Source organism: Candidatus Dormiibacterota bacterium (assembly GCA_035544955.1).
Classification (GTDB): domain Bacteria; phylum Chloroflexota; class Dormibacteria; order CF-121; family CF-121; genus CF-13.
Genome location: DASZZN010000009.1, coordinates 200,901 through 221,821, shown reverse-complemented (window position 1 = coordinate 221,821; position 20,921 = coordinate 200,901). Strand labels below are relative to the sequence as shown.

At 65.9% G+C, this 20,921-nt stretch carries 21 protein-coding genes; 14 read left to right on the top strand and 7 right to left on the bottom strand.

Annotated features, from left to right (window positions below; all coding sequences use genetic code 11):
* Nucleotides 1-2: 2 nt before the first annotated feature.
* The gene (locus VHK65_03600) at nucleotides 3-974 is read right to left on the bottom strand and encodes a ribose-phosphate pyrophosphokinase (GenBank protein ID HVS05233.1); all 972 of its coding nucleotides are present in this window, start codon (nucleotides 972-974) and stop codon (nucleotides 3-5) included.
* Between the two features lie 29 nt (nucleotides 975-1,003).
* A complete protein-coding gene (gene glmU, locus VHK65_03595) occupies nucleotides 1,004-2,428 on the bottom strand; it encodes a bifunctional UDP-N-acetylglucosamine diphosphorylase/glucosamine-1-phosphate N-acetyltransferase GlmU (GenBank protein HVS05232.1) in 1,425 nt (474 codons plus the stop codon).
* Nucleotides 2,429-2,468: 40 nt separating this feature from the next.
* Between glmU and VHK65_03590 the strand changes: the two genes are divergently transcribed.
* Together VHK65_03590 and VHK65_03585 are read left to right on the top strand one after the other, a co-directional pair.
* Complete coding sequence (locus VHK65_03590) at nucleotides 2,469-4,154, top strand: O-antigen ligase family protein (GenBank protein HVS05231.1); 1,686 nt, start codon at nucleotides 2,469-2,471, stop codon at nucleotides 4,152-4,154.
* A 30-nt stretch (nucleotides 4,155-4,184) separates the two neighbouring features.
* Nucleotides 4,185-5,516, top strand: a complete 1,332-nt coding sequence (locus VHK65_03585) for a hypothetical protein (GenBank protein ID HVS05230.1) — start codon at nucleotides 4,185-4,187, stop codon at nucleotides 5,514-5,516.
* A 7-nt stretch (nucleotides 5,517-5,523) separates the two neighbouring features.
* Here the strand turns inward: VHK65_03585 and VHK65_03580 are convergent, their stop codons facing one another.
* Nucleotides 5,524-6,462 carry a glycosyltransferase family 2 protein gene (locus VHK65_03580; protein ID HVS05229.1) on the bottom strand — a complete coding sequence of 313 codons (939 nt, stop codon included), beginning with the start codon at nucleotides 6,460-6,462 and terminating at the stop codon, nucleotides 5,524-5,526.
* 59 nt (nucleotides 6,463-6,521) lie between these two features.
* Here VHK65_03580 and VHK65_03575 point away from each other — a divergent pair, with 59 nt between their 5' ends.
* Nucleotides 6,522-7,937: a methyltransferase domain-containing protein gene (locus VHK65_03575; protein ID HVS05228.1), complete on the top strand. Its 1,416-nt coding sequence runs from the start codon at nucleotides 6,522-6,524 to the stop codon at nucleotides 7,935-7,937.
* Here VHK65_03575 and VHK65_03570 read toward each other — a convergent pair.
* Complete coding sequence (locus VHK65_03570; protein ID HVS05227.1) at nucleotides 7,924-8,484, bottom strand: Gmad2 immunoglobulin-like domain-containing protein; 561 nt, start codon at nucleotides 8,482-8,484, stop codon at nucleotides 7,924-7,926. The two genes, VHK65_03575 and VHK65_03570, sit on opposite strands and share 14 nt — an antisense overlap.
* A 28-nt stretch (nucleotides 8,485-8,512) precedes the next feature.
* On the opposite strand from VHK65_03570, the gene VHK65_03565 reads away from it, so the two are divergent.
* Genes VHK65_03565 through VHK65_03545 form a run of 5 tightly spaced genes read left to right on the top strand, consistent with a single transcriptional unit; the run spans nucleotide 8,513 to nucleotide 13,444 of the window.
* On the top strand, nucleotides 8,513-9,937 hold the full coding sequence (locus VHK65_03565; GenBank protein HVS05226.1) for a DUF2079 domain-containing protein: 1,425 nt from the start codon (nucleotides 8,513-8,515) through the stop codon (nucleotides 9,935-9,937).
* Entirely contained in the window at nucleotides 9,934-10,917 is a 984-nt protein-coding gene (locus VHK65_03560) for a hypothetical protein (GenBank protein HVS05225.1), read from the top strand. Before VHK65_03565 ends, VHK65_03560 begins: the two co-directional genes overlap by 4 nt.
* Entirely contained in the window at nucleotides 10,914-12,101 is a 1,188-nt protein-coding gene (locus VHK65_03555; GenBank protein HVS05224.1) for a hypothetical protein, read from the top strand. Before VHK65_03560 ends, VHK65_03555 begins: the two co-directional genes overlap by 4 nt.
* A 55-nt stretch (nucleotides 12,102-12,156) precedes the next feature.
* Complete coding sequence (locus VHK65_03550; protein ID HVS05223.1) at nucleotides 12,157-12,708, top strand: N-acetyltransferase; 552 nt, start codon at nucleotides 12,157-12,159, stop codon at nucleotides 12,706-12,708.
* Nucleotides 12,709-12,727: 19 nt separating this feature from the next.
* The gene (locus tag VHK65_03545; protein ID HVS05222.1) at nucleotides 12,728-13,444 is read left to right on the top strand and encodes a glycosyltransferase family 2 protein; all 717 of its coding nucleotides are present in this window, start codon (nucleotides 12,728-12,730) and stop codon (nucleotides 13,442-13,444) included.
* A 7-nt stretch (nucleotides 13,445-13,451) separates the two neighbouring features.
* Here VHK65_03545 and VHK65_03540 read toward each other — a convergent pair whose 3' ends face one another.
* Nucleotides 13,452-14,540: a Gfo/Idh/MocA family oxidoreductase gene (locus tag VHK65_03540; protein ID HVS05221.1), complete on the bottom strand. Its 1,089-nt coding sequence runs from the start codon at nucleotides 14,538-14,540 to the stop codon at nucleotides 13,452-13,454.
* 93 nt (nucleotides 14,541-14,633) lie between these two features.
* Here VHK65_03540 and VHK65_03535 point away from each other — a divergent pair, with 93 nt between their 5' ends.
* The 5 genes from VHK65_03535 to VHK65_03515 all read left to right on the top strand — a co-directional run bounded on the left by VHK65_03535 (nucleotide 14,634) and on the right by VHK65_03515 (nucleotide 18,659).
* Nucleotides 14,634-15,521 carry a sugar phosphate isomerase/epimerase gene (locus VHK65_03535; GenBank protein HVS05220.1) on the top strand — a complete coding sequence of 296 codons (888 nt, stop codon included), beginning with the start codon at nucleotides 14,634-14,636 and terminating at the stop codon, nucleotides 15,519-15,521.
* Complete coding sequence (iolB, locus tag VHK65_03530; protein ID HVS05219.1) at nucleotides 15,518-16,327, top strand: 5-deoxy-glucuronate isomerase; 810 nt, start codon at nucleotides 15,518-15,520, stop codon at nucleotides 16,325-16,327. Before VHK65_03535 ends, iolB begins: the two co-directional genes overlap by 4 nt.
* Complete coding sequence (iolC, locus tag VHK65_03525) at nucleotides 16,324-17,280, top strand: 5-dehydro-2-deoxygluconokinase (protein HVS05218.1); 957 nt, start codon at nucleotides 16,324-16,326, stop codon at nucleotides 17,278-17,280. Before iolB ends, iolC begins: the two co-directional genes overlap by 4 nt.
* Before the next feature lie 104 nt (nucleotides 17,281-17,384).
* The gene (locus VHK65_03520; protein HVS05217.1) at nucleotides 17,385-18,104 is read left to right on the top strand and encodes a DUF4388 domain-containing protein; all 720 of its coding nucleotides are present in this window, start codon (nucleotides 17,385-17,387) and stop codon (nucleotides 18,102-18,104) included.
* Nucleotides 18,105-18,218: 114 nt separating this feature from the next.
* Nucleotides 18,219-18,659, top strand: a complete 441-nt coding sequence (locus VHK65_03515; GenBank protein HVS05216.1) for an ester cyclase — start codon at nucleotides 18,219-18,221, stop codon at nucleotides 18,657-18,659.
* Between the two features lie 71 nt (nucleotides 18,660-18,730).
* Here VHK65_03515 and VHK65_03510 read toward each other — a convergent pair whose 3' ends face one another.
* Both VHK65_03510 and VHK65_03505 read right to left on the bottom strand, forming a co-directional pair.
* Nucleotides 18,731-19,162 carry a chromate resistance protein ChrB domain-containing protein gene (locus tag VHK65_03510; protein HVS05215.1) on the bottom strand — a complete coding sequence of 144 codons (432 nt, stop codon included), beginning with the start codon at nucleotides 19,160-19,162 and terminating at the stop codon, nucleotides 18,731-18,733.
* Nucleotides 19,159-19,326 carry a hypothetical protein gene (locus VHK65_03505; protein ID HVS05214.1) on the bottom strand — a complete coding sequence of 56 codons (168 nt, stop codon included), beginning with the start codon at nucleotides 19,324-19,326 and terminating at the stop codon, nucleotides 19,159-19,161. Before VHK65_03505 ends, VHK65_03510 begins: the two co-directional genes overlap by 4 nt.
* 312 nt (nucleotides 19,327-19,638) lie before the next feature.
* Here VHK65_03505 and VHK65_03500 point away from each other — a divergent pair, with 312 nt between their 5' ends.
* Nucleotides 19,639-20,919: an MFS transporter gene (locus VHK65_03500; protein HVS05213.1), complete on the top strand. Its 1,281-nt coding sequence runs from the start codon at nucleotides 19,639-19,641 to the stop codon at nucleotides 20,917-20,919.
* Nucleotides 20,920-20,921 lie beyond the last annotated feature (2 nt).

Below are 20,921 nucleotides of genomic sequence, written 5' to 3'. Positions count from 1 at the left end.
GTCTACTTGAAGAGCTCGCTGACGGAACGATCCTCGTGGACCCGGAGGATCGCCTCGGCGAGCAATGGCGCGACGGAAAGTACCTTGATCTTGGCGTGCTGCTTCTCTGGCGGCAGTGGAACCGAGTCGGTGATCACGATTTCTTCGATGGGCGAGTCGACGAGCTTGGCGACGGCGTCACCGGCGAGCACGCCGTGGGTGGCAAGGACCCGAACGCTGGTCGCGCCCTCGGCGCGCAGCGCATGCGAGACGCCGACCAGCGTGCCGCCGGTCGAGATCAAGTCATCGACGACGACGGCGTCCATGCCGTCGACGTCGCCGACGACGCGCTGCTCACTGACGACGTCGTCTTTTGGACGCCGCTTATAGACAAAGGCGATCGGCAGATCCAGCAGCCGCGCGACGTCCCCGACGCGCTTGGCGCCGCCAACGTCAGGAGACACGATCACGGCGTTTGGCAAATGCAGCTTGCGAATGTATTCGACCAGGAGCTTTTCGGCCGTCAGGTGATCAACCGGGATATCGAAAAAGCCCTGGATGGCGTCGGCATGGAGGTCCAGCGCAATGACGCGGTTCGCCCCGGCGAGCGTGATGATGTCGGCCATCAGCTTGGCCGAGATTGGATCCCGCGCCTGGGTCTTTTTTTCTTTTCGGGCATAGCCGTAGTAGGGAATGACGGCCGTGATCCGACCGGCCGAGGCCCGACGCAGGGCGTCGAGAATGATGAAAAGCTGCATGTAGTTCTCCGACACCGGCTGGCAGGTCGGCTGAATCAGGAAGACGTCAGCGCCGCGGACGCTGTGGGCGATCTTGACGTCGATCTCGCCATCGGCGAAGCGCGTGATGCGCATGTCATCGAGGGGCTCGTGCAGCGCCTCGGCGATCTTCCGAGCGAGCTCAGGATTGGCGTCGCCGGAGAGCAGCTTGAGCGCGCCCGGCTGCCGGGGCGCACCCTCGGGCGCCTGCGGTCGCAAATCGACTCGCTCGCCGACCCTGGGCTGCGCTATGTCGGAACCTCCCGTTTGCGCCGTCCCCGACGCCGTTCTGTCCAGCCCGGAACGACCTTCTGTTCGGAACGCTCGATCGCCAGACTCCCCGCCGGCACGTCTGCCGTGATCACCGATCCTGCCGCCGTGTAGGCGTCGTCGCCGACACGCACCGGCGCTACCAGAATCGTATCGCTCCCGACCTGCGCGCGGTCGCCGATCTCGGTCCGGTGCTTGTCGACGCCGTCAAAATTCGCCGTGATGGTCCCGGCGCCGATGTTCGCGCCGGCGCCGACGTCGCTGTCCAGCACGGCACTGAAATGCGCAATGGCCGTCCCCGCGCCGATGTGCGAGTTCTTGATCTCCGCGTGAGTCCCGACGCGGACGCCCTCGTCCAGTACGCTGCCAGTGCGCAGCCGGCTGAAGGGCCCAACATGGACGTTTTGCGCCAGGGTCGCTTTCTCCAGGTGGGCTCGCTCGATCCGGCAGGAGTCCCCGATGATCGAGTCGCGGATCTGCGCGAACGGCCCGATGATGCAGTCCGCGCCGATGCTCGATTCGCCCGAGATAAAGCTGAAGGGCAGCACGACCGTGTCGCGGCCGACCTGGACATCGGCGTCGATAAACGTCGTCGCCGGGTCCGTGATCGTGACGCCACTCGTCATCAAGCCGTCCAGGATTCTCTGGCGCATCACGCGCTCGGCCTGGGCCAGCTGGCGGCGATCGTTGATGCCCAGGATCTCGTCGCCGTCGTCAACGGGCAGCGTATGCACCTTGCCTTTGATCAAGCGCACGATGTCCGTGAGGTAATACTCGCCGGCTCGATTGTTGTTTTCGAGCTTGAGCAGCGCCGGCCAGAGCTCGCGGCCATTGAAGACATACACGCCGGAGTTGACTTCGCGAATCTCTTTTTGCTGGTCCGTGGCGTCTTTTTCTTCGACGATGTCCCGGAAGACACCGTTGCGCGCCCGGACGATCCGGCCATAGCCCGTGGGATGTTCCAGATTGGCTGTCAGCAGGGTGACGGTTGCGTGGGATTTTTCGTGCTCGGCGAGCAAGGCGCGAAGCGTCTCGCCGCGAAGCAGCGGCGCGTCGGCATAAAGCACGACGACAGGACCTGACGTCCGGTGCGCCGCCGTAACTTGCGCGAGCGCATGCCCGGTGCCGAGCTGCTTGGCCTGGCTGACCGTCTGGACGTCGCCGTTGAGCGCTGCCTGGATGCCGTCATGCGTGGGGTTCGTCACGACCAGCGTCCGCTCCGGATCGAGCGCACGGGCCGCCGCCATCGACCAGAGCAGCATCGGCCGGCCTGCAACGGAATGCAGCACTTTCGGAAGCCTGGAGTTCATCCGCACGCCCTTGCCGGCGGCCAGGACGACTACGGTTACGCGCGGCTCCGACGAAACGGGCCGTTTGGACCCCGCGGAAGCGTTGGCGCGCATGGGAGGAATTGCCGCCGATTATACCGGCCATACTCTGCTGGTGGCGCCGCCGCGGCTTGCCGCCGTCGAACGCTGGTTCCTTCGCGCCGGCGTGTTCCTGCTCCCCCTCGCCTACTGGTGGGATACCTACGACCGCTACGTCCTGCCCAAGCTGCTGGTCGCCCGCGTGCTCGTCATCGGTCTCGTAATTTTCTTTCTGGCCCGCGTCATCGCCACTGGATCGCTGACGATCAGGCGGACACCGCTCGACCTGCCGCTACTTGCGTTTGTTCTCTCGGCGGTGCTATCAACCGGCTTCGCCTACAACCAGAACGTCGCGGTGTTCGGCACCTATGCACGCTACGATGGCCTGCTCACGATCCTGACGTATGCCGGGCTGTTCTGGCTGACCGTACAAACCCTGGCCGGTCCGGGAGATGCGCGCGCCCTGTTCCGCGTGCTCCTCGCAAGCGGATACCTGGTTGCCGCCATCGCGATCTTGCAATCCGTTACGGACTCGATCGGGCAGGGAGGCATCGTGCCGGCCTTCGGAACGCTGGGCCAACAGAACGTCCTCGGCGCATTTCTCGCACTGCTCTGCCCGCTGGCGTTCCGCGAGCTGCTCCAGTCGGATACATGGAGCAAGCGGGTCGTCGCCCTCAACCTGCTCGCAGTGCTGGGCGCGGGATTGATCCTGACATTGAGCAGGAGCGCGTGGCTGGGAACGGCCGTCGCCGTGCTCGTCCTCATCGTCGCCAGCCCGCGCCTGATACTCCGACCCCGCGCGGTCGCCGCGCTGATCGTGCTCGTCGTCCTCGTCACGGCCGGCCTCAGCCTCGCCGGTCGCCTGCCGCTCGAGCCGCAGATCCAGGCGAGGGCCATGACGGTCTTCGACGTGAGTGCGTGGGGCCCGAGGCCAGCCATCTGGCGCGACAGCATTCGACTGATCGAGAGCCGCCCCCTATTCGGCTATGGGCCGGACAACGTCGGACTGGTCTATCCACGCTTCCAGGCAACCAACCTGGGGCGGTCGCAGGTGGACAAAGCGCATGCCGAGTCACTGCAGGTCGCGGCGACCCAGGGACTGGTCGGTCTGGCCGCCTACGCGCTCGTGCTTGCCGCCTTTGTCCACGCGTTCTGGAAAGGACGCCGGCGAGAAGGAGCCGTCGCGATCTTCGCCGCATGGGTCGCCTATCAGGTCACGCTCCAGCTCAATTTCTCGGCGCTCGCCGCCTCGTTGCCCTTCTGGATCTTTGCCGCCGCGGCCATGGAATCGTGGGGCGCAACGCGAACGGCGCACTCCATCACCCTGGGACGGGAAAGATCGATGGCCGGCGCGATCGCCATCGCGGCGCTGGCGGCACTGGCGCTCGTCGCGACCGTGTTTCCCTACCTCGCCGATTCGCATCTTCGCGTGGCGGTTACGGCAGATATCGAGGGCCGCAGCGACCTCGCCCGAGGGGCCGCCGCGCAGGCGAGGGACCTGGCGCCGCGGGAGGGTGTCTATGCGGTCGAGGTCGGCAACATCGCCTTCGAGCGCACGGACTGGGCGAGCGCCGCGCAGGCCTATGGCGACGCCGCGCAGCTCGGAACCTACAATCCGCTCGTGTACCGAAACCTCGCCCTGGCCGATCTCAACCTCGGGCGCTTCACGCAGGCGCGAGCCGCGGCAGCGAAGGCCGTCGAATTGGATCGCTTCGACCCCGCGAACCGAGCACTGCTCGCCCAATTCGGGGCGGGGCCGTAACAAAACGGACAGCTCGAGCGATTGAGTGGCATGAGGCAGAGCGCGGGCCGGGGGTGGCTCCTAGGCATCCAGTCGGTTTTTCGCAATCGGCCTGTCCTCGCCATCGCCGTCAGCGTCGTCTCGCTTGTGGTCCTCGCCACCGCCGTCACGTTCACCACCCCGCTGCGATGCGGACCGGCCCGAGCACTCGGTCTGACGAACATTGCCAGCGGCTGCATCACGGTGGCATCGGTGGCCATCCGGCCGAGCCCGACTCAGAGCGGCGCGGGTAGTCCGCAACCTATTTCACCGTTTGGCAACCCGGCCTCCAACCCGTACGGGAATCCGGCCTCGGGGCCCTACCCGCCGTACGGGAATCCAGCCTCCGGGGCGTACCCACCCCAGGGCGGTTCAGCCAGCCCAAGCGGACACTATCCGCCCTTCTACGCACCGGCATCCAACGGGTCGGTCGTTTCCACCCTGCCCCTCGATTGCCGCCTGCCGGTGTATGCGGGCCCGCCCGGCAGTGGAGGCTTCATCGTGTTTCCGGGGGGCTCGTTTATTCCTGACCCGGCCAGCAGCGTGACCGTCCCCGCGACCAGCCCGACGGCGCCGCCAGTCGGCGGACCCGGGCCCGGCTACGGTCAAGGCTATGGTCTGAGCTACGACCGCCAGTACTCCCGATGGGTACCGGTGGCGGCCAATCAGATCTCGCCCGACGGGAGTCGCTATGCCTATGCGGCGGCGGATGGTGTATACGTCGTGAACGTCGCCAGCAACTCGCAGTCCGAGCTGGGCGCGGGTCACAGCTGGGCCATCGTTGCCGTCCAAACAGACGCTGTCTACGCCGGCGACCCGAACGCAGGCGGCCTATGGGTGCTTCCCTTCTCGGGCACACCGCGACAAATCACCAGGACCGGCTACTGGCGAGCGGCATCGAAGACGGCCGCGTATGGGACCTCCACGTCGGCCGTGCCGCAGGGCACAAGCAACGTCATCCAGCGCCTCGACCTCGCGACGGGTTCGAGCACAGACTGGTTCACGCGCCCCGAAACTCAGAGTTCGATCATCGGTCTCGACGCCAAAGGCAATCCCATCATCAACGTCAGCTTTCTGAACAACACCGGCTCAGAGATCTGGATCGCGACAGGAGCGACGAGCGCGACGGTGATCGCCGGCTTCGCCAATCCCCAGTACGGAGGCGGGAACGGGTTCAGCTCATACAACACGCCCATCGCCGACAGCCACGGGATCTGGTTTGCCGGCAACTACAGCGCCGGATTCAACGGTGGTTCGGCAACGGGAGTGGCCCTGTATGTCCAAGGGTCAGGGCTCTACTGGATGTCGGGCATTGGGGCCCAGCTCGCCGGCGGGTGCTACTAGACCTCGGTCAGGCAGCCCAGTCGTCGACGTCGAGCGGTCGATCGGGTTGGGCGGTCTCAGGCGCAAAGCGCCCACGAAACTGGGGGCTCATCCGCTCGAGGCGCCGCCCGAGCCTGTAGCCATAGCGCTGCACGACGTCCTCCAGCGCGAGGTAGGGCAGGCGGCCCCAGGCGAAACCCTTCAGCAGGTACCAGGACGCCCGTTTGACGAAGTGGCGCGAATCGGGCCAGAGCGTACCGCCCTGGTCGCCATAGTGCTTGTCGGTGTAACCCGTCAACATCGCCAGCCGGTAAGCGGCCCGCAGGCTGGCCGGCACGTCCCTGGCGACAACCGCATCCGGCGCGTACGCGATCGTGTAGCTGGCCAGCACGGCCTGCCGCGCCCAGACCCGGTCGGCCCCGACCGGAAGGTGCTCGTTGAAGTGGATGCCGCGCCAGACCGAGCCGCGGACCGCCGCATTGTCGATGAAGAAGGGCAGCGATTTGTAGGCAATCGCGTCACCCACCCGGATCCGCCGGGCGTGTGGCTCGCGGCAGAACCGTTGGGCGAGCCTGAACCCCGATACCGGATCGCCGTCGATGGCGACTTCCTGGCGGCCGTACACGCCGCCCACGGACGCGTCGTCGAACGCCGCCGTCAGATGGTTCAACCAATCGCCGTCTGACGGCAGCGCGTCCTGGGCGAGAAAGACCACGACGTCGCCGCGGGTCTCCTCCATCGCCAGGTTCCACTTGCGCGGGCCAGCTGACCCGTTGACCTCGGCGATTCGGGCGAGAGGGAACTGGCTCACGATGTGCCGGGTGGCATCGGTCGAGCCCGAGTCCGCGCAGACGATCTCGAGCGGCATCCGACCCTGGCCCATGATCCGGTGCAGGACCGTCCCGAAGGCTCGGCCCGCGTTGAGCGTGGGAATCACGATCGAAATCGAAAGCACGGCGCCAGCCATCAGCGATGTAACGGCAGGTGACGGTCTTTCTGTGGCCTGTGCTCGGGTAGCATGACGCAATGCACGCCGTCCCCGGGCTGGCCTGTCCGGCCTGCCGGGGCGACCTCCGAGCGGACGGCGACGCGAACCTCACCTGCGGAGGCTGCGGCGCCGGGTACCCGATCCTGGACGGCATTCCCTCGTTCGTCCCGGGTTCTGCTGCCCCCGGTCGCCACTCAACCGTCAACGTAACGGTGCTCATCGTGACCGCCAAGCAGCCTGGCAACCCGGACGGGCTTCTTCCGGCGCTGCAACAGGCGCTGCGTTCGCTCGAGATCACGCATGAACTGGTGGTCATCGACCAGGGCTCGGCCGGCGGCTACGGCGCCGCGTTGCGGGCGGGGTTCGATCGGGCGCACGGGGAGTACATCCTGACGCTCGATGCCGACGGCTCGCACGATCCGAGCTTTCTCGCGGCAATCTGGGCGGCGCGCCACGGCGTCGAGGTCGTGATCGCGTCCCGGTACGTCGAGGGTGGCCGTGCCGAGATGCCGCGCGCGCGCCGGGCACTCAGCCGGGCGCTGAGTCTCGCGCTGCGCCGGGGACTCTCCCTCCCCTATTCGGATCTCTCCAGCGGCTACCGGCTCTACCATCGTGTGGCGCTCGCATCCCTGCCACTGCAGGCCACCGGTTTCGACATCCTCCAGGAAATCCTGATCCGCATGGCCGCCGCCGGGTACGCGATTCGCGAAGTGCCGCTCCACTACCGGGCGCGGAGTACGCACCGGGCCTGGCTGGCGCGCTTCGCCCTCTCCCATCTCAAGACCTTCGGTGCCATGTGGAAGCTGCGCAACTCGATCGCCTCGGCCGACTACGACGCCCGCGCGTATGAGAGCGTCGTCCCGCTCCAGCGCTACTGGCAGCGGCGACGCTACCAGGTGATCACTACGATGGCGGCCGGCGCGCGCCGCGTGCTCGACGTCGGCTGTGGGTCGAGCCGCATCATCGGATCCGGCCGGATGGTCGGGCTCGACATCGTCCTTGCCAAGCTGCGCTTTGCGAGGCGCTACGGCAATCCGCTGGTTCACGGCTCGATTTTCGAACTGCCCTTCAGGGACTCGGCCTTCGATTGCGTGATCTGCTCCGAAGTGATCGAGCACGTCGCGGCCGACGAGCGCGTTTTCAGCGAGCTCGAGCGTGTGCTCGAGCCGGGCGGCCGGTTGATCCTGGGCACCCCGGACTACGACCGCTGGCGCTGGCGCGCGATGGAGTGGCTCTACGGCCGGCTGGCGCCCGGCGGGTACGCCGATGAGCACATCACCCACTACAGCCGGTCGAACCTGGCGGCGTACCTTAAGGCGCGCGGATTCACAATCGACGCGCTCGAGTACGTGGGCGGTTCGGAAATGATCTTCAGTCTTCGAAAGGCGACCGGTGTGCCCACCGCCAGTCCGCTGCCGATCGCGGCCGGACTGCGATCGGCTAGCCGAACCTGATCTGGATGAAGTAGTAGGAGGTGGGCGTCGTCCCGTCGCGCGGGCTGACCCCGAACACCTTGATCTGGCCTTTCTGCCCCGAGACGCCGCCGGTAAAGGTGACCGTCACGTCGTAGTGACCATAGTCCGGTTTCACGGCGGAGGCTGTCGTCGTGGCGCGGCCCAGCTCGTTGCCTGCGGCATCCAGCACAACGGCAACGACCGTCCCCTTGTCGACACTCGCGGTCCCGGATACCTGGACCGTCGAGCTGATCGCGGTACTTGCATCCGGGCTGTCGATGATGATCTTCAGGTTGTCGGGGATCGGCGTCGCGGCCGTGACAGGAAGCGTGGAGCTCGCGGGGCTGGCGCTGGCCTGGGCCGAGGTGGTGGCACCCGCTTTGGCGGTGGCCGTCGGCGATCCGCTCTCCAGCACGAAGGTGGTCGTGCTGTCGCCGCCGCATCCGGCCAACACGAGGCAGGCGAAACCAAGCAAAAGCGCTGCGCCGAATCCCTTCATGACCCCTCTCAACGACCGGCGACCCCAGCCGGTTACGGCGGCTGGCACGCTAGGCGCATTATAGGTCGCGCTCGCCATGGGTGAAATCAATCGCCGGCTGATTCGCGTCGAGCCCTACGTCGTGGCCGGCCTCGCGTTGGCCTACTTCGTGCTCTACAGCATCCTCTCGGTCCTGCGCCACGTGACCTACCACTCCTTCGGCCCGGACCTGGGGATCTTCGACCAGGTCTTCTGGAATACGACGCAGGGCCGATTGTTGGAGTCGACGATGAGCCTGGTCCAGGCGCAGCCGCACTCGTACCTGGCGGACCACTTTTCGCCGGTCTACCTGCTGCTGATGCCGGCGTACCTGCTGATTCCGCGTCCCGAAACGCTGCTAGTGATCCAGACCCTGTTCCTTGCGCTCGGCGTCTGGCCGCTCTACCTGCTGGCGCGGCTCAGGCTCGAGCCGGGCTTTCAGCGGATCGTCTGGGTGCTGGTGTACTTCCTTTTCCTGCCGGTTGCCTTCATCAACCTGTTCGATTTCCACGAGCTCGCGCTCGCCGTCCTGCCCCTCGGGTTTGCGATCTACTTCCTGGAGAAAGGCCGGTCTGGTTGGTTTCTCGTCAGCCTGGCGTCGACCTTTCTCATCAAGGAGGAGCTGCCACTCGTCGGCGTTGGCTTCGGCGCCTATATCCTGCTCGCCAAGCGCGACTGGAAGCTGGGCCTGGGCGTGCTCGCCGGCAGCCTGGCAGCTTTCCTGGCCATCGTTCGCGTCATCATTCCGGCGTTCGGCGGCGGCTCCTACGAATACTTCGCCCGCCGCCTGAACTACCGCTACGCGGAGCTCGGCACGACGCCGCAGGAGATCGTGACGAACGCCATCACCAATCCGGGGCGGCTCGCGCACCTGCTGTTCCAGACGCAGAAGCTGAAATTCCTGGTGGGCATCTTCGGGCCGGTGCTCGGACTCACGGCGCTCTCCGGATTTGCCGCGATCCTCGTCCTGCCGACGCTGGGCATCCTGCTGCTCTCCAATTACGCGCCCCAGTACGCGTTCACCAGTCATTACGCGGCCCCGCTGATCCCGCTGGTCATCGGGACCTCGATCCTGGGATTCGCCCGTCTTGGGCCGTCCTTCAGGGCGCCCACCGCGGCCGCCGTGCTCGCCAGCTCGCTGGTGTTTTCGATTTTGTTCGGTGATCTGCCGTTCTCGCGGCACTTCGATCCGCGCATGTTCCAGTCGGAGCCACGCTACGCGGCGTTTGCCGGCAACCTGGACCGCATCCCACCGGACGCCAGCGTCGCCGCGGAGAACAATCTGACGCCCCACCTGTCGCACCGCCGGCTGATCTATAACCTCGAGTACGAGGGCCCCAACAATGCCGAATACCTGGCCCTCGACGACGCCGCGCTCGGCCACAACGCCGCCGCGTTGCAGCAGCAGATCGCGTCGTTCGAGTCTCAAGGCTACCGAACGGTCGCGGTCGGCGATGGGCTGGCGTTGATGCAGCGACCCTGATCCAGGACGGGAGCCTCGTCTACACTTTCCGCATCAACGTCTTTGCCTATCAGCACGGGATCTATCCACGCTCGGAGCAGGTGGTCGCGGCCACCCGAGGGATCGACCGCGGCCGGGTCGGCGCCGACGCCGTCGAGCGCGCCTTTGCCGACGACCTGGCCGCCTTCGTTCGCGTGCAGAAAGACGCCGGGATGGACTTCTTTTCCGACGGCCTCCTCAAATGGCAGGACATCTTCCGGCCCCTGACCGACGGGCTCGGGGCGAAGCCCCACACGCTGGTCCGCTGGTTCGATACCAACACGTTCTTCAGGGAGCCTGAGCTCCTGGGCAGCCTGCCGAAGGGGCGTCCGGACGGCGTCGTTGCGGATGCCTCGGTGCCGCGTCCGCGCGTGACCACGCTTCCGTCGCCGTACATGTTCTCGCGGGCCGCGCACACCGACCAGGACCGCAATCGCCTGATGGTCGAGCTGGCTGAGCGGGTTCTGCGGCCGGCGATCGATGCCGCGGTGGCGGCCGGCGCCGAGCTGATCCACCTCGAGGATCCATGGCTGGGCTACTCGGGGATCACGCGCGAGGACTGGGCGCCGCTCGGCGAGGCGCTGCAAATCCTGCACCGCGACCTCAAGGCGACGCTGGCCTTCCACGTCTACTTTGGGGATGCTGCGCCACATATCGATGAGCTGCTGAAACTTCCGGTTGACGCGATTGGCGTGGACCTGGTCCAGACGGACGTCAAGGCCCTCGGCTCGGGGTGGAACAAGGGGCTGGTCGCCGGGGTCATCAATGGCAGAAGTTCGATTCTCGAATCGCCCAAGGACCTCGTCGACGTGGCGCGCCACCTCGCGGACACCGTTCGCCCCCGCAACCTCTACCTCTCATCGAATTGCGAGCTGGGGTATCTCCCGACCGGCGTCGCCGAGCAGAAGGTGCAGCGCCTCGGGGAGGCGGCACGCAAGGTAAAGGAGCTGGTGTCGGTATGAACGAGGTCGTCGAGCACAAGCCACTGCTGACCCACGAGGTGGGATCGCTGGACAAGCCCGGCTGGCGCGTGAAGGCCTACGCCGGCAAACCGCTGGACGATAAAGACGTCGAGGAAGCCCGCAGCTGGGGCGAGCGGCTCCAGGTTCCGGAGTACGAGCGACTGATCGATCTGCTGCAACACGCGCCCTTCAGCAAAGAGCAAAAGGCCGAGCTCCAGCGCTGGTCCAGCCTCTATGCCGTACGGCTGGAGGAGAGCGCGGGCCTCGACGTCGTGTACGACGGCGAGCAGCAACGCACCGAGATGTACGACTGGGCCGTCAGCCATACGAACGGATTCGAACGCCGCGGCAGCGTTCGTGCCTTCGACAACAAGTACTACACGAAGGAGGCGGTCGTCGGCCCCATCTCACTTCGCTCGCCATTCCACAATGCGGAGTTCTCCTACCTGGTGTCAGTGGCGGAGGCCGAGCTCAAAATCCCGGTGACCGGCGCCTACACGATCGCCGACTGGTCGTTCGACGAGCGCAACCGCGCGCCGGAAAACCTGCTTCAGCCGGCTGCCGAACGGGCGCGTCAGCGGCATGCGGCCCGCCGCGACTTTGTCCTGGAGGTCGCCCGCAACATGATCCGGCCCAACCTCGAAGCGTTGATCACGCTCGGCGCGCGCTGGATCCAGGTCGACGAGCCGGGGGCATCCACCGAGGCCGACGAGCTGGACCTCTTCGTTGACAGCTTCAACGCCAGCGTAGAGGGCCTCCACGCGATGTTCTCGACGCACCTCTGCTTCTCGGACTACAACCTCTTCTTTCCGGCGATCGAGCGGATGGAGCAATGCCGCCAGTACGCGGTCGGCTTCGCCAACTACGACAGCCGCGAGCTGGGAACGACCGACGCGGCGCGTCCCGGCTACCAGGTGATCAAGAAGTTCCGCGACCTGCCATACAAGCCCGCGTTGGGCCTGGGCGTGCTCGACATCCACAGTGACTTCATCGAGTCACCGGAACTCGTTCGCGATCGCGTGCTCTATGCCGTCAAGGTCTTCGGCGATCCAAACCGGATCCACGTGACGCCCGATTGCGGGCTTCGGACGCGTTCCTGGAAGGTCGCCTACGAAAAGCTGCGCAACATGACGGCCGGCGTGCGCCTGGCGCGCCGCGAACTGGGTCTGCCGACCGGGGAATAATTTCATCCTGAGCAGTCCTCAACCCGCCGCGCCCTTCCAGATCGATCCGCGGGCCGTGATCGGCGAAGTGCCCGGACGCAAGATCAAGGACCTGACGCTGACGATCGGCCCTCATGCCATCGTCCGCTCGTTTACCGTCATCTATGCCGGTTCGACGATTGGCGCCCACCTCGAGACGGGACACGGAGTGGTGATTCGCGAAGAGAACCGCATCGGCGATGCCTTCAGCATCTGGAACAACTCGACGATCGACTACGGTTGCGTGATCGGAAACCGCGTGCGGGTGCACAACGGCGTCTATGTGGCGCAGTTCACCGTCATCGAGGACGATGTGTTCCTGGCCCCCGGCGTGATGATCGCCAACGACCGCCATCCGATCTGCCGCGAGTGCATGAAGGGACCCACCATCAAGCGGGGCGCCAGGGTGGGCGTCAACGCCACGCTGCTGCCCGAGGTGGTCATCGGCGAGGAGGCGCTGGTAGGCGCCGGCGCGGTGGTCACCAAAGACGTCCCGCCGCGGGCCGTCGTGGTGGGAAACCCGGCCCGCGTCGTCAACACCGTTGACAAGCTGACGCACTCCGCCTCCTACCTGGCGCAGCACCCGTGACGACGTACGTTCGCGGCTGATGTACAAGGATCAGTCAATTGCGGTGATCCTGCCCGCCCTCAACGAGGCAGGAAAGATCGGGCGCGCCATCTCGCGGATGCCACGGCCACTGGTTGACGAAGTCCTGGTCGTCGACGACGGCTCCACCGACACCACAGCCGCGGAGGCGGAAGCAGCCGGCGCCCGTGTCCTCCGGCACCAGGTCAACCGTGGGGTGGGCGCCGCGATCCGCACCGGCATCGATTGGGGACAGGATCACGGGATCGCGCTCATTGGGATCATGGCCGGCGACGATCAGGATGATCCCAACGAGCTGATCCGCCTCGCCGAAGCCATCGTCGATCGAGGCTGTGAGTTCGTCCAGGGGTCGCGCTACCTGCGGGGGGGCACCCGGCTCCACCAGCCGCTCAGCCGCACCGTGATGACGATCGGCTACTCGGTGGTGTTCTCCGCGGTCACCTTGCACTGGATCAGCGACGCGACCAACGGCTTCAAGCTGTTCCGCACCGAGATTTGCCGGACGTGGCCGCTGCAGCAGCCATGGCTGGACCGCTACGAGCTCGAACCCTACCTGCTCTACCAGGCGATCCGGCGCGGCTGCCGCGTCTGCGAGGTGCCGGTGACGAAGTACTACCCGCCGGACCGCTCCGTCGGGTACACCAAGATGAAGGGACTTCGCGATTGGTGGCGCATCGTCCGGCCCATGCTGCTATTGACGCTGCGCATCCGACACTAGACGCCGCTCACGAGCCTTTTGTGGCGAGGTGTTGCCGGATGATCGCCTGGCACAGCGCGACGTCACGAACCCCGTCTTCGGCGGTGGTGCGCGGCTCCCGATTTTCGGTAATGCAGGCGTAGAACTCCAGCAACTCGCGTTTGAACGCGGACTCGAACGAGACCGTCTCGACGGTCCGCCACGAGCGCGAGCTCTCCTGGCTGCCGCCCTCCAGCACCAGCTCGACCGGCGCGCTGCGCAGGAACGGCGAGGGAAAGACAAGCGCGGCTCGCCGCTCCGGACTGAAGAAGGAGAAGTCCTGCTGGTAGCGGGCCACCCCATCGGTCAGGTTGACCCAGTGCATGGCCGCCGTCGTTTGTGGGAACTCGAGAAAGACGGAGATCTCCTGCTGCGTAACGCTGGCGAAGCGGAGCCGTTTCGGCTCGCCGAGCAGGCCGCGCATCAGGTTGAGGTCGTGGATCATGCTGTCAAGCAGGGAGTGCCGATAGGCATAGCGCAGCACCGGATCGGTCAGCTGAATCGCCGCCGTGACTCTCGCCTCGTCCTCCGCCTGCAGCGCCGCGACCGTTTTCGCATCGATGGCCGTCCCGCGGACGATCGGATAGTGCGCCACGTACCACTTCAGTGGATACTCTGCGGTTGTCGAACGGGCGAACCGCAGCGGCTTCAACTCCCGAAGCTCCTCCGTCACTCGCTCGACCGCCGGGTCATACCGCTTCATGTAGCCGACCATAAGCCGCACCCCCGCCTTCTTGCCGGCCGCGATGATCGACCTCCCCTCTGTCTCAGAGAGTGCGATCGGCTTCTCGATGAAGACATGGCGCCCGGCCTGCGCCGCGGCAACCGCCATCGGTTCATGGCTGCCGGACGTGAGGATCAGCACCCCATCCAACGGCTCCTCGAGCAGCGCGGTCCAATCGGTGAAACGGCGGCCGACGCCGTAGGCGTCCCCCACCCGATCAACCACGGTCCGGGACAGGTCGCAGACCGCCCCGATCTCGAAGCGGTCGCTCAATTCCCGCAGGTAATGCAGGTGCATCACCTGCGCAATCAGTCCGCAGCCGATGACGCCGACGCGCAGTCGAGGTTGAGCCAAGCTGCGCGCGACTATACTCCGACCACCGATGAGCGGTCAATACGTTGCGCGTCTGAAGACCTGAACAAATCGATTGCCGTCGCTGGCGCTCCCGTGTCCTTCGGCGCTTTCGAAGTCACCGTTGGGATCGACCCGAATGTCCCTGACGCGATCACCGTTCTCGATGCGGTGGCGGCTGCAGGATACGCGGGCATCGACCTCGGCCCACCGGGGTACCTTGGAACCGGGGGCGAGCTGACGCGGCGTCTCCGGGATCGAGGCCTCAGCCTGGCGGGCGGCTATATCGCGATGCCCTTTTCTGCGCCGGACCGGATGGCGCCCGCCATGACCGAGCTCGGTCGTCTTCTCGATACCCTCGATGGGATCAAGGACGACGCGCGCGTGCCGCCCCGCCCGACCCTGGCGGACGCCGGGTCCGACGCGCGCCGCCGCACGCCGGGCCGAGCCCATGACGATCCATCGCTGATGCTCGACGCCGCGGCCTGGTCACGCTTTGCGGAGAGCATGAAGCGCGTGACCGCACTCTGCCGCCAACGCGGCTTCGAACCGACCTTCCACCATCACGGCGCGAGCTACGTTGAAACGCCGGAGGAGGTCGAGGCGCTGCTCGAACGCACCGATGTCGGCCTCTGCCTCGACATCGGTCACCTGGTGATCGGGGGCGGCGACCCGGTCACGGCGGCGCGGGATTGGGCGAGGCGGATCAATCACCTCCACCTGAAGGACGTTCGGCGGGATGTCGTCGCCCGGGTGATCGCGGCAGAGGGCACCATGATCGATTTCTGGCGCGAGCGGGCGTTCTGCCCGCTCGGTGAGGGCGACCTCGACATCGACGGTGTCCTTGACGCGCTTCGCGAACGAGGGTTCTCCGGTTGGCTGGTCGTCGAGCAGGATATGCTGCCGCGCGCCGGTGAGCCGCCCGACCGGGCGGCCCGGGACGAGCAACGCAACCGCGAGTTTCTCCGGGCTCGGGGCATATGAGCGATCCGAGCCTGGTCCGGCGGGCGACCGAGGGCGTTCGTCCCGAAACGGCCGGATGGCGGTACCTATCGTTTCGGACCCGCTGGCTCAATGCCGGGGAGGAGCTTGCCGGGAACACAACGGCGGAAGAAACGGCGCTGATCTGGCTGGGTGGCACGGCCGAGGTCGACGGATTCGGCGACGTCGGCGAAAGGGATCACGTCTTTGACGGCAAGCCCTCGGCGTTATTGCTCCCGCCCCGCGCCGATTACCGCCTGCGCGCGCTGACGTCCCTGCACCTCGCGATCGTGTCGGCGCCCGCCGAGTCGACCCTCCCGCCACGCGTCATTCGTCCGAACGATGTTCGCGTCGAGGTCCGCGGCAAAGGGATCACCGAGCGACGGATTCACTGGATTCTGTCGGAGGGAGACGCCGCGGCGCGGCTGATCCTGGTCGAAGTGCTGACCCCGGCGGGTCATTGGTCGACCTTCCCACCCCACAAGCACGACGAAGACAAACCCGGCGTTGAGCGCGCCCTCGAGGAGCTGTACTACTACCGATTCAACCCGGAGCACGGCTTCGCCTTCCAGGGCATCTATACCAAGCCGCTCCCTCCGCTGGCGGGGGAGGGTCGGGGTGGGGGCCTCAACGTTTCCATCCGCGCCCGCAACGAAGACCTCGTCCTGGTCCCGCGCGGTTACCACGTCGTGTCGGCTGCGCCCGGATACGACTGCTACTACCTGAACGCGATGGCCGGTGACGTGCGCGAGTGGCTCTTCACGACCGACCCGGACCACGAGTGGCTGATGGACTGGAAGAAAACATGAGCCTTCGCTCCTGGACCGCCGCCGGCAGTGTCGAGGTGGTCGTGATGGGCCGGCTCAGCGCCGACCTGTATCCCGCCCAGCTCCGGACCCCACTACGCGAGCAACGAAACTTCGTCCGCTACGTGGGCGGCTTCGCGGGCAATGTCTGCACCGGCCTCGCTCGATTGCAAGTGCGCACCGCCATCGTCAGCAAAGTTGGCGACGATGGCCACGGCGAGTTCATCCGCGACTTCCTCTCGCGCGAGGGCGTCGAGGTCGGCTGGCTCGGCATCGACCACACCCTGAACACGCCCATCGTCTTCTGCGAGATCTGGCCGCCGGGGCGATTCCCGCTCCTCTTCTATCGAACGCCCACCTGTCCCGACTGGGAACTGACGACCAATGACTTCGATGTCGACGCCGTAGCCGACGCACCCGTCCTACTTGCGTCGGGAACGGGATTGGCGCGTTGGAAGAGCTACAAGGCCCACCTGGCGGCGCTCAAACGGCACCGCCACACGGCTATCCTCGACCTCGATTACCGGCCGATGTTCTGGCGCAACGAAAGGAACTATGCGGCGGCGATTGAAGACGTCCTACCGTACGCTGACATCGTCCTCGGCAATGAAGACGAGGTTCGAGCCGCCACCGGGCTCGACGACGCGCGCGAGGCCATCGCGGAACTGCGCGCTGCGGGTCCGCGCGTCCTCATCCTCAAGCGCGGCGGCGACGGTGCGGTGTTATTCGACAGTGATCGCGTCGTCGAGGTGCCCCCGGTGCGGATGGAGGTCGTCAACGGCCTCGGCGCGGGCGACGCCTTTCTGGCGACGGTCACCCACGGCCTGCTGCGCGGGATCGATCTGGAAACCGCAGTCCGGCGCGCGAGCTGGTCGGGCGCCTACGTCGCCAGCCAGATTCCCTGCTCGGAAGCGATGCCCTACCTCCGGGACATCAAGGCCGGCGTCGGTGAGTAGCGCACCGGGGGCAATACCTTTGCCCCTGCGAACGCGTTGCAGCTTGCGTGGGGCGATGCGGAAGCTTCAGTGCAGGCGGCGGATAGCTGCTGATGAATACCTGGGTGCTGCTCGCGGCGGCGGTTGCATCGGGCGTGATCGTTCTCCTGCTTATCGGAACGCGCCGACCCCGAACGATCCAGGCGGAACTTGACCGCCCCAAGAGACCGGTAGCCGCGAGACCGGCACCCGCGCCGCCTCCAGACCTGAACCAGTCGGGCTCGATCGCGCAGACTTTCCTTGGGACCCTCCTGCTGACGATGCAAGCCCGTCGCGCGACGGGCACCTTGACGCTCACGCGCAACGATGAGATTTGTTCGCTCCACCTTCTATTTGGACATCTTTTCCACGCCAACTGCGGCAAGGTCGAGGGGGAGCAGGCCGTTCAGGCGGCCTTGTCGTGGGCGGACGGAAGCTATTCGTTTGACCCCAAGGCCCGCTTGCCGACCGCCGAAACGATAAAGCGCCCGACCGATCTGGTGCTGGCAGATGCTGCGAGCGTCGCAGGTCCTACGAGCGTCGCAACTCCTGTGACATCGCCGCGCTCAGCGGAATCCGTGGATTGGACTGGCCTGCTCAACCACATGCAACAACTGGCCGATGCCGCGCTTCAGAATCGCTCGAGAAAGGTAAACGAAATCCTTGGCGCGACACTGCCGAACCGGGCATCGTTCATTCAAGCGATCGACCGAATCGCCAATACGTCAATCATGTTCGTCGACCCAGCGAGGCTCGAAACCCTTGCCAGCCAGTTGCGGCTGCTTCTCGACGAAGCCACCCGCTGACGCGACGCCGACCAACGATCGTCACGGGTAGCGTTCTCAATAGAGTCAGCTGGGAGGTCGCGGTGCTACCCTAGCCCTGCTGTATCGGCTCGGCGCTCACATGGAGGCGGAACCATGACAGAGGACATCAAGGCAATCGGCCGCCGCATCTCGGTGGAAGTCTTCGGCCAGGGGCGATTCGAAGTGATCGACGAGGTGGTGGCACCGGACAGCCGTGAACACGGTGAGCTTCCGCCAGGGGTGCCGCCCGGGCGGGAGGGCCTCAAGTTGATGGCCCGCGCCCTCCGCTCGGCGTTCCCGGATCTCAAGAATACGATCGACTTGCAGGTTGCCGAAGGCGATCTTGTGGCCACCAAGGTTACCTATACCGGCACGATGAAGGGTGACTTTAGGGGTATGCCGGCAACTGGGAAGCAGGCCACCTGGACGGAGAGCCACTTTGTCCGGATCAAGAATGGCCAAGTGACCGACCATTGGGGCGACATCGATCGGCTCGGCATGCTACGGCAGCTTGGACTTGCCCCGACGCCGCCGACGGTCGCCGTCACCCGGTAAGTTAGGAACGGAAGGTCGCCTAGCCACGTCGGCGAGCGAGCTCCGGGATGGAGCGGATCGGATTCAGGTCGCTATCCTGGCTGGGCCTTGCACCAAGCGTAGAGGGCGTCGTACATGGGTGTTTCGAGTCGTATCTTCTCGTGGTCGTTGTCACCATGAGCCAGGGCGAAGCCGTGCGCGATCGCCTGCAGCCCGGCCGACTCCGGCACGATGTTGATGTCGGCGGATACATCGGCGCCGTGCACAATCTTGGCGAGCTTCTGCAGAGCCGGGTCGGTCAGCTGGTACTTGACCATGATGGACTCGAAACTGCATCGCCCATCGACATGCCCCAACTCGGCTCCCTTCACGTCATAGGGGATGGCACCCTCACGCTGCGCTACACCGGAGACCTCGTCAGCCTGGACGAAAAGGAACTCCGCATCCTTATCTACGAATCGCCTGATGAGCCATGGGCAGGCAATCCGGTCGACGTTGGCATTCTTTCGCGTGACCCACTTCATCGCTGAACCTCCTTCAGACTCCCACCGCAGTTCTCGTGGAGCGCCTCGCAAATGAGCCCGCCACGAATGAGGCGCTCTTCATCGCTGATATCGGCATCTCGGATCTCGTTGAAGGCGACCATCCACCGCGCCACATCGCCCGAACTGGCTGAATCGAGCGGCACGTCGATCGTGCGGATGATCTGACCCGAACCGCACCGACCACGGCGAGATGCGGGCGCCCGACGGGCCGAGTCGTGGCCAGCCAGTATGTCGTCGGGCCGCCTGGATCTTCCGGTTTCGCGGGTGCCCGCTCGAGCGCCTTGAGCGCGCGCGACCACGGGATCGGTGCGTTGCCGTAGATGTCGAGATTCTTCTGTTCCACGTCGACCTCCTCTCAATTCCCGATTTCGGGGTGGCCTGCCCATAAGACTGATGGGAACAGTCAAATTCATCGGCAAACTTCTTGCCGAGTGGCCTGTATATTCCGGGAGACAATGAAGCGCATCCACTACGCCTGGATCGTCGCCGCCGTGACCTTCATCGCCCTCATGGGCGCCGCGGGATTTCGGGCGACGCCCGGCGTCCTGATCGTTCCACTCGAGCACGAATTCGGGTGGAACCGCGCGATCATCTCCTTTGCGGTCTTCATCAACCTGCTCCTCTTCGGATTGACAGGGCCGTTCGCCGCCGCGCTCATGAACCGGTTCGGCATCCGCACGGTCACCGTCGGCGCGCTGATCACGGTCGCCACCGGCGCGCTGCTGACGACGGTGATGACGGCCCCCTGGCAGCTGTACCTGCTCTGGGGCGTGGTCGTGGGTCTCGGCACAGGCTGCATGGCGTCGGTGCTTGCGGCGACCGTCGCCAGCCGTTGGTTCGTGCAGCGTCGCGGGTTGGTGATCGGTGCCCTCACCGCGGCGGGCGCGACCGGTCAGCTGATCTTTCTTCCATTTCTCGGCTGGCTGGCGCAGAACCGCGGCTGGCGCAGCGCGGCGATCACAGTCGGCATCGCTGCGCTCGCGGTCGTGCCGATCGTCGCGCTCTTTCTCCGCAACCGGCCGGCCGACCTCGGCCTGCGCGCCTACGGTGCGACCACCGCGGACACGGGACCACTCGCGGTCGGCAACCCGATCGCGAACGCGTTTCGCGGCCTGCGACTCGGTGCCCACTCGCGTGATTTCTGGTTGCTGGCGGGCAGCTTCTTCATTTGCGGGGCATCCACCAACGGCCTGATCGGCACGCACCTCATCCCGGCCTCGATGGACCACGGGATGGCCGAGGTGACCGCGGCCAGCCTGCTGGCCCTGATCGGTGTCTTTGACGTGGTGGGCACGCTGGTGTCGGGGGTCCTCACCGACCGTTTCGATAGCCGCTGGTTGCTGTTCTGGTACTACGGCCTGCGTGGCCTGTCGCTGCTGTTCCTGCCCTACGCCTTCGGCACGGCGTACTTCGGCCTCATCCTGTTCATCGTCTTCTACGGGCTCGACTGGGTCGCGACCGTGCCCCCCACCGTCCAGCTGGCTCGCCAGCTCTTTGGACAGCAGAATTTCACGATCGTGTACGGATGGATCTTCGCCGCCCATCAACTCGGCGCCGCGTCGATCGCCTTCGCGGCCGGCGCCGTGCGGACGTTCTTTGGCGACTACCAACTGGCCTTCATGAGCTCGGGCCTCCTTTGCCTCTTCGCGGCCGGGCTGGTGCTCCGAATCGCGCGTACGCGCCGGACGGAGGGACCGGGATTGCCCGCTCCCGCCGAGGCGCCCGCCTACACCTGAGC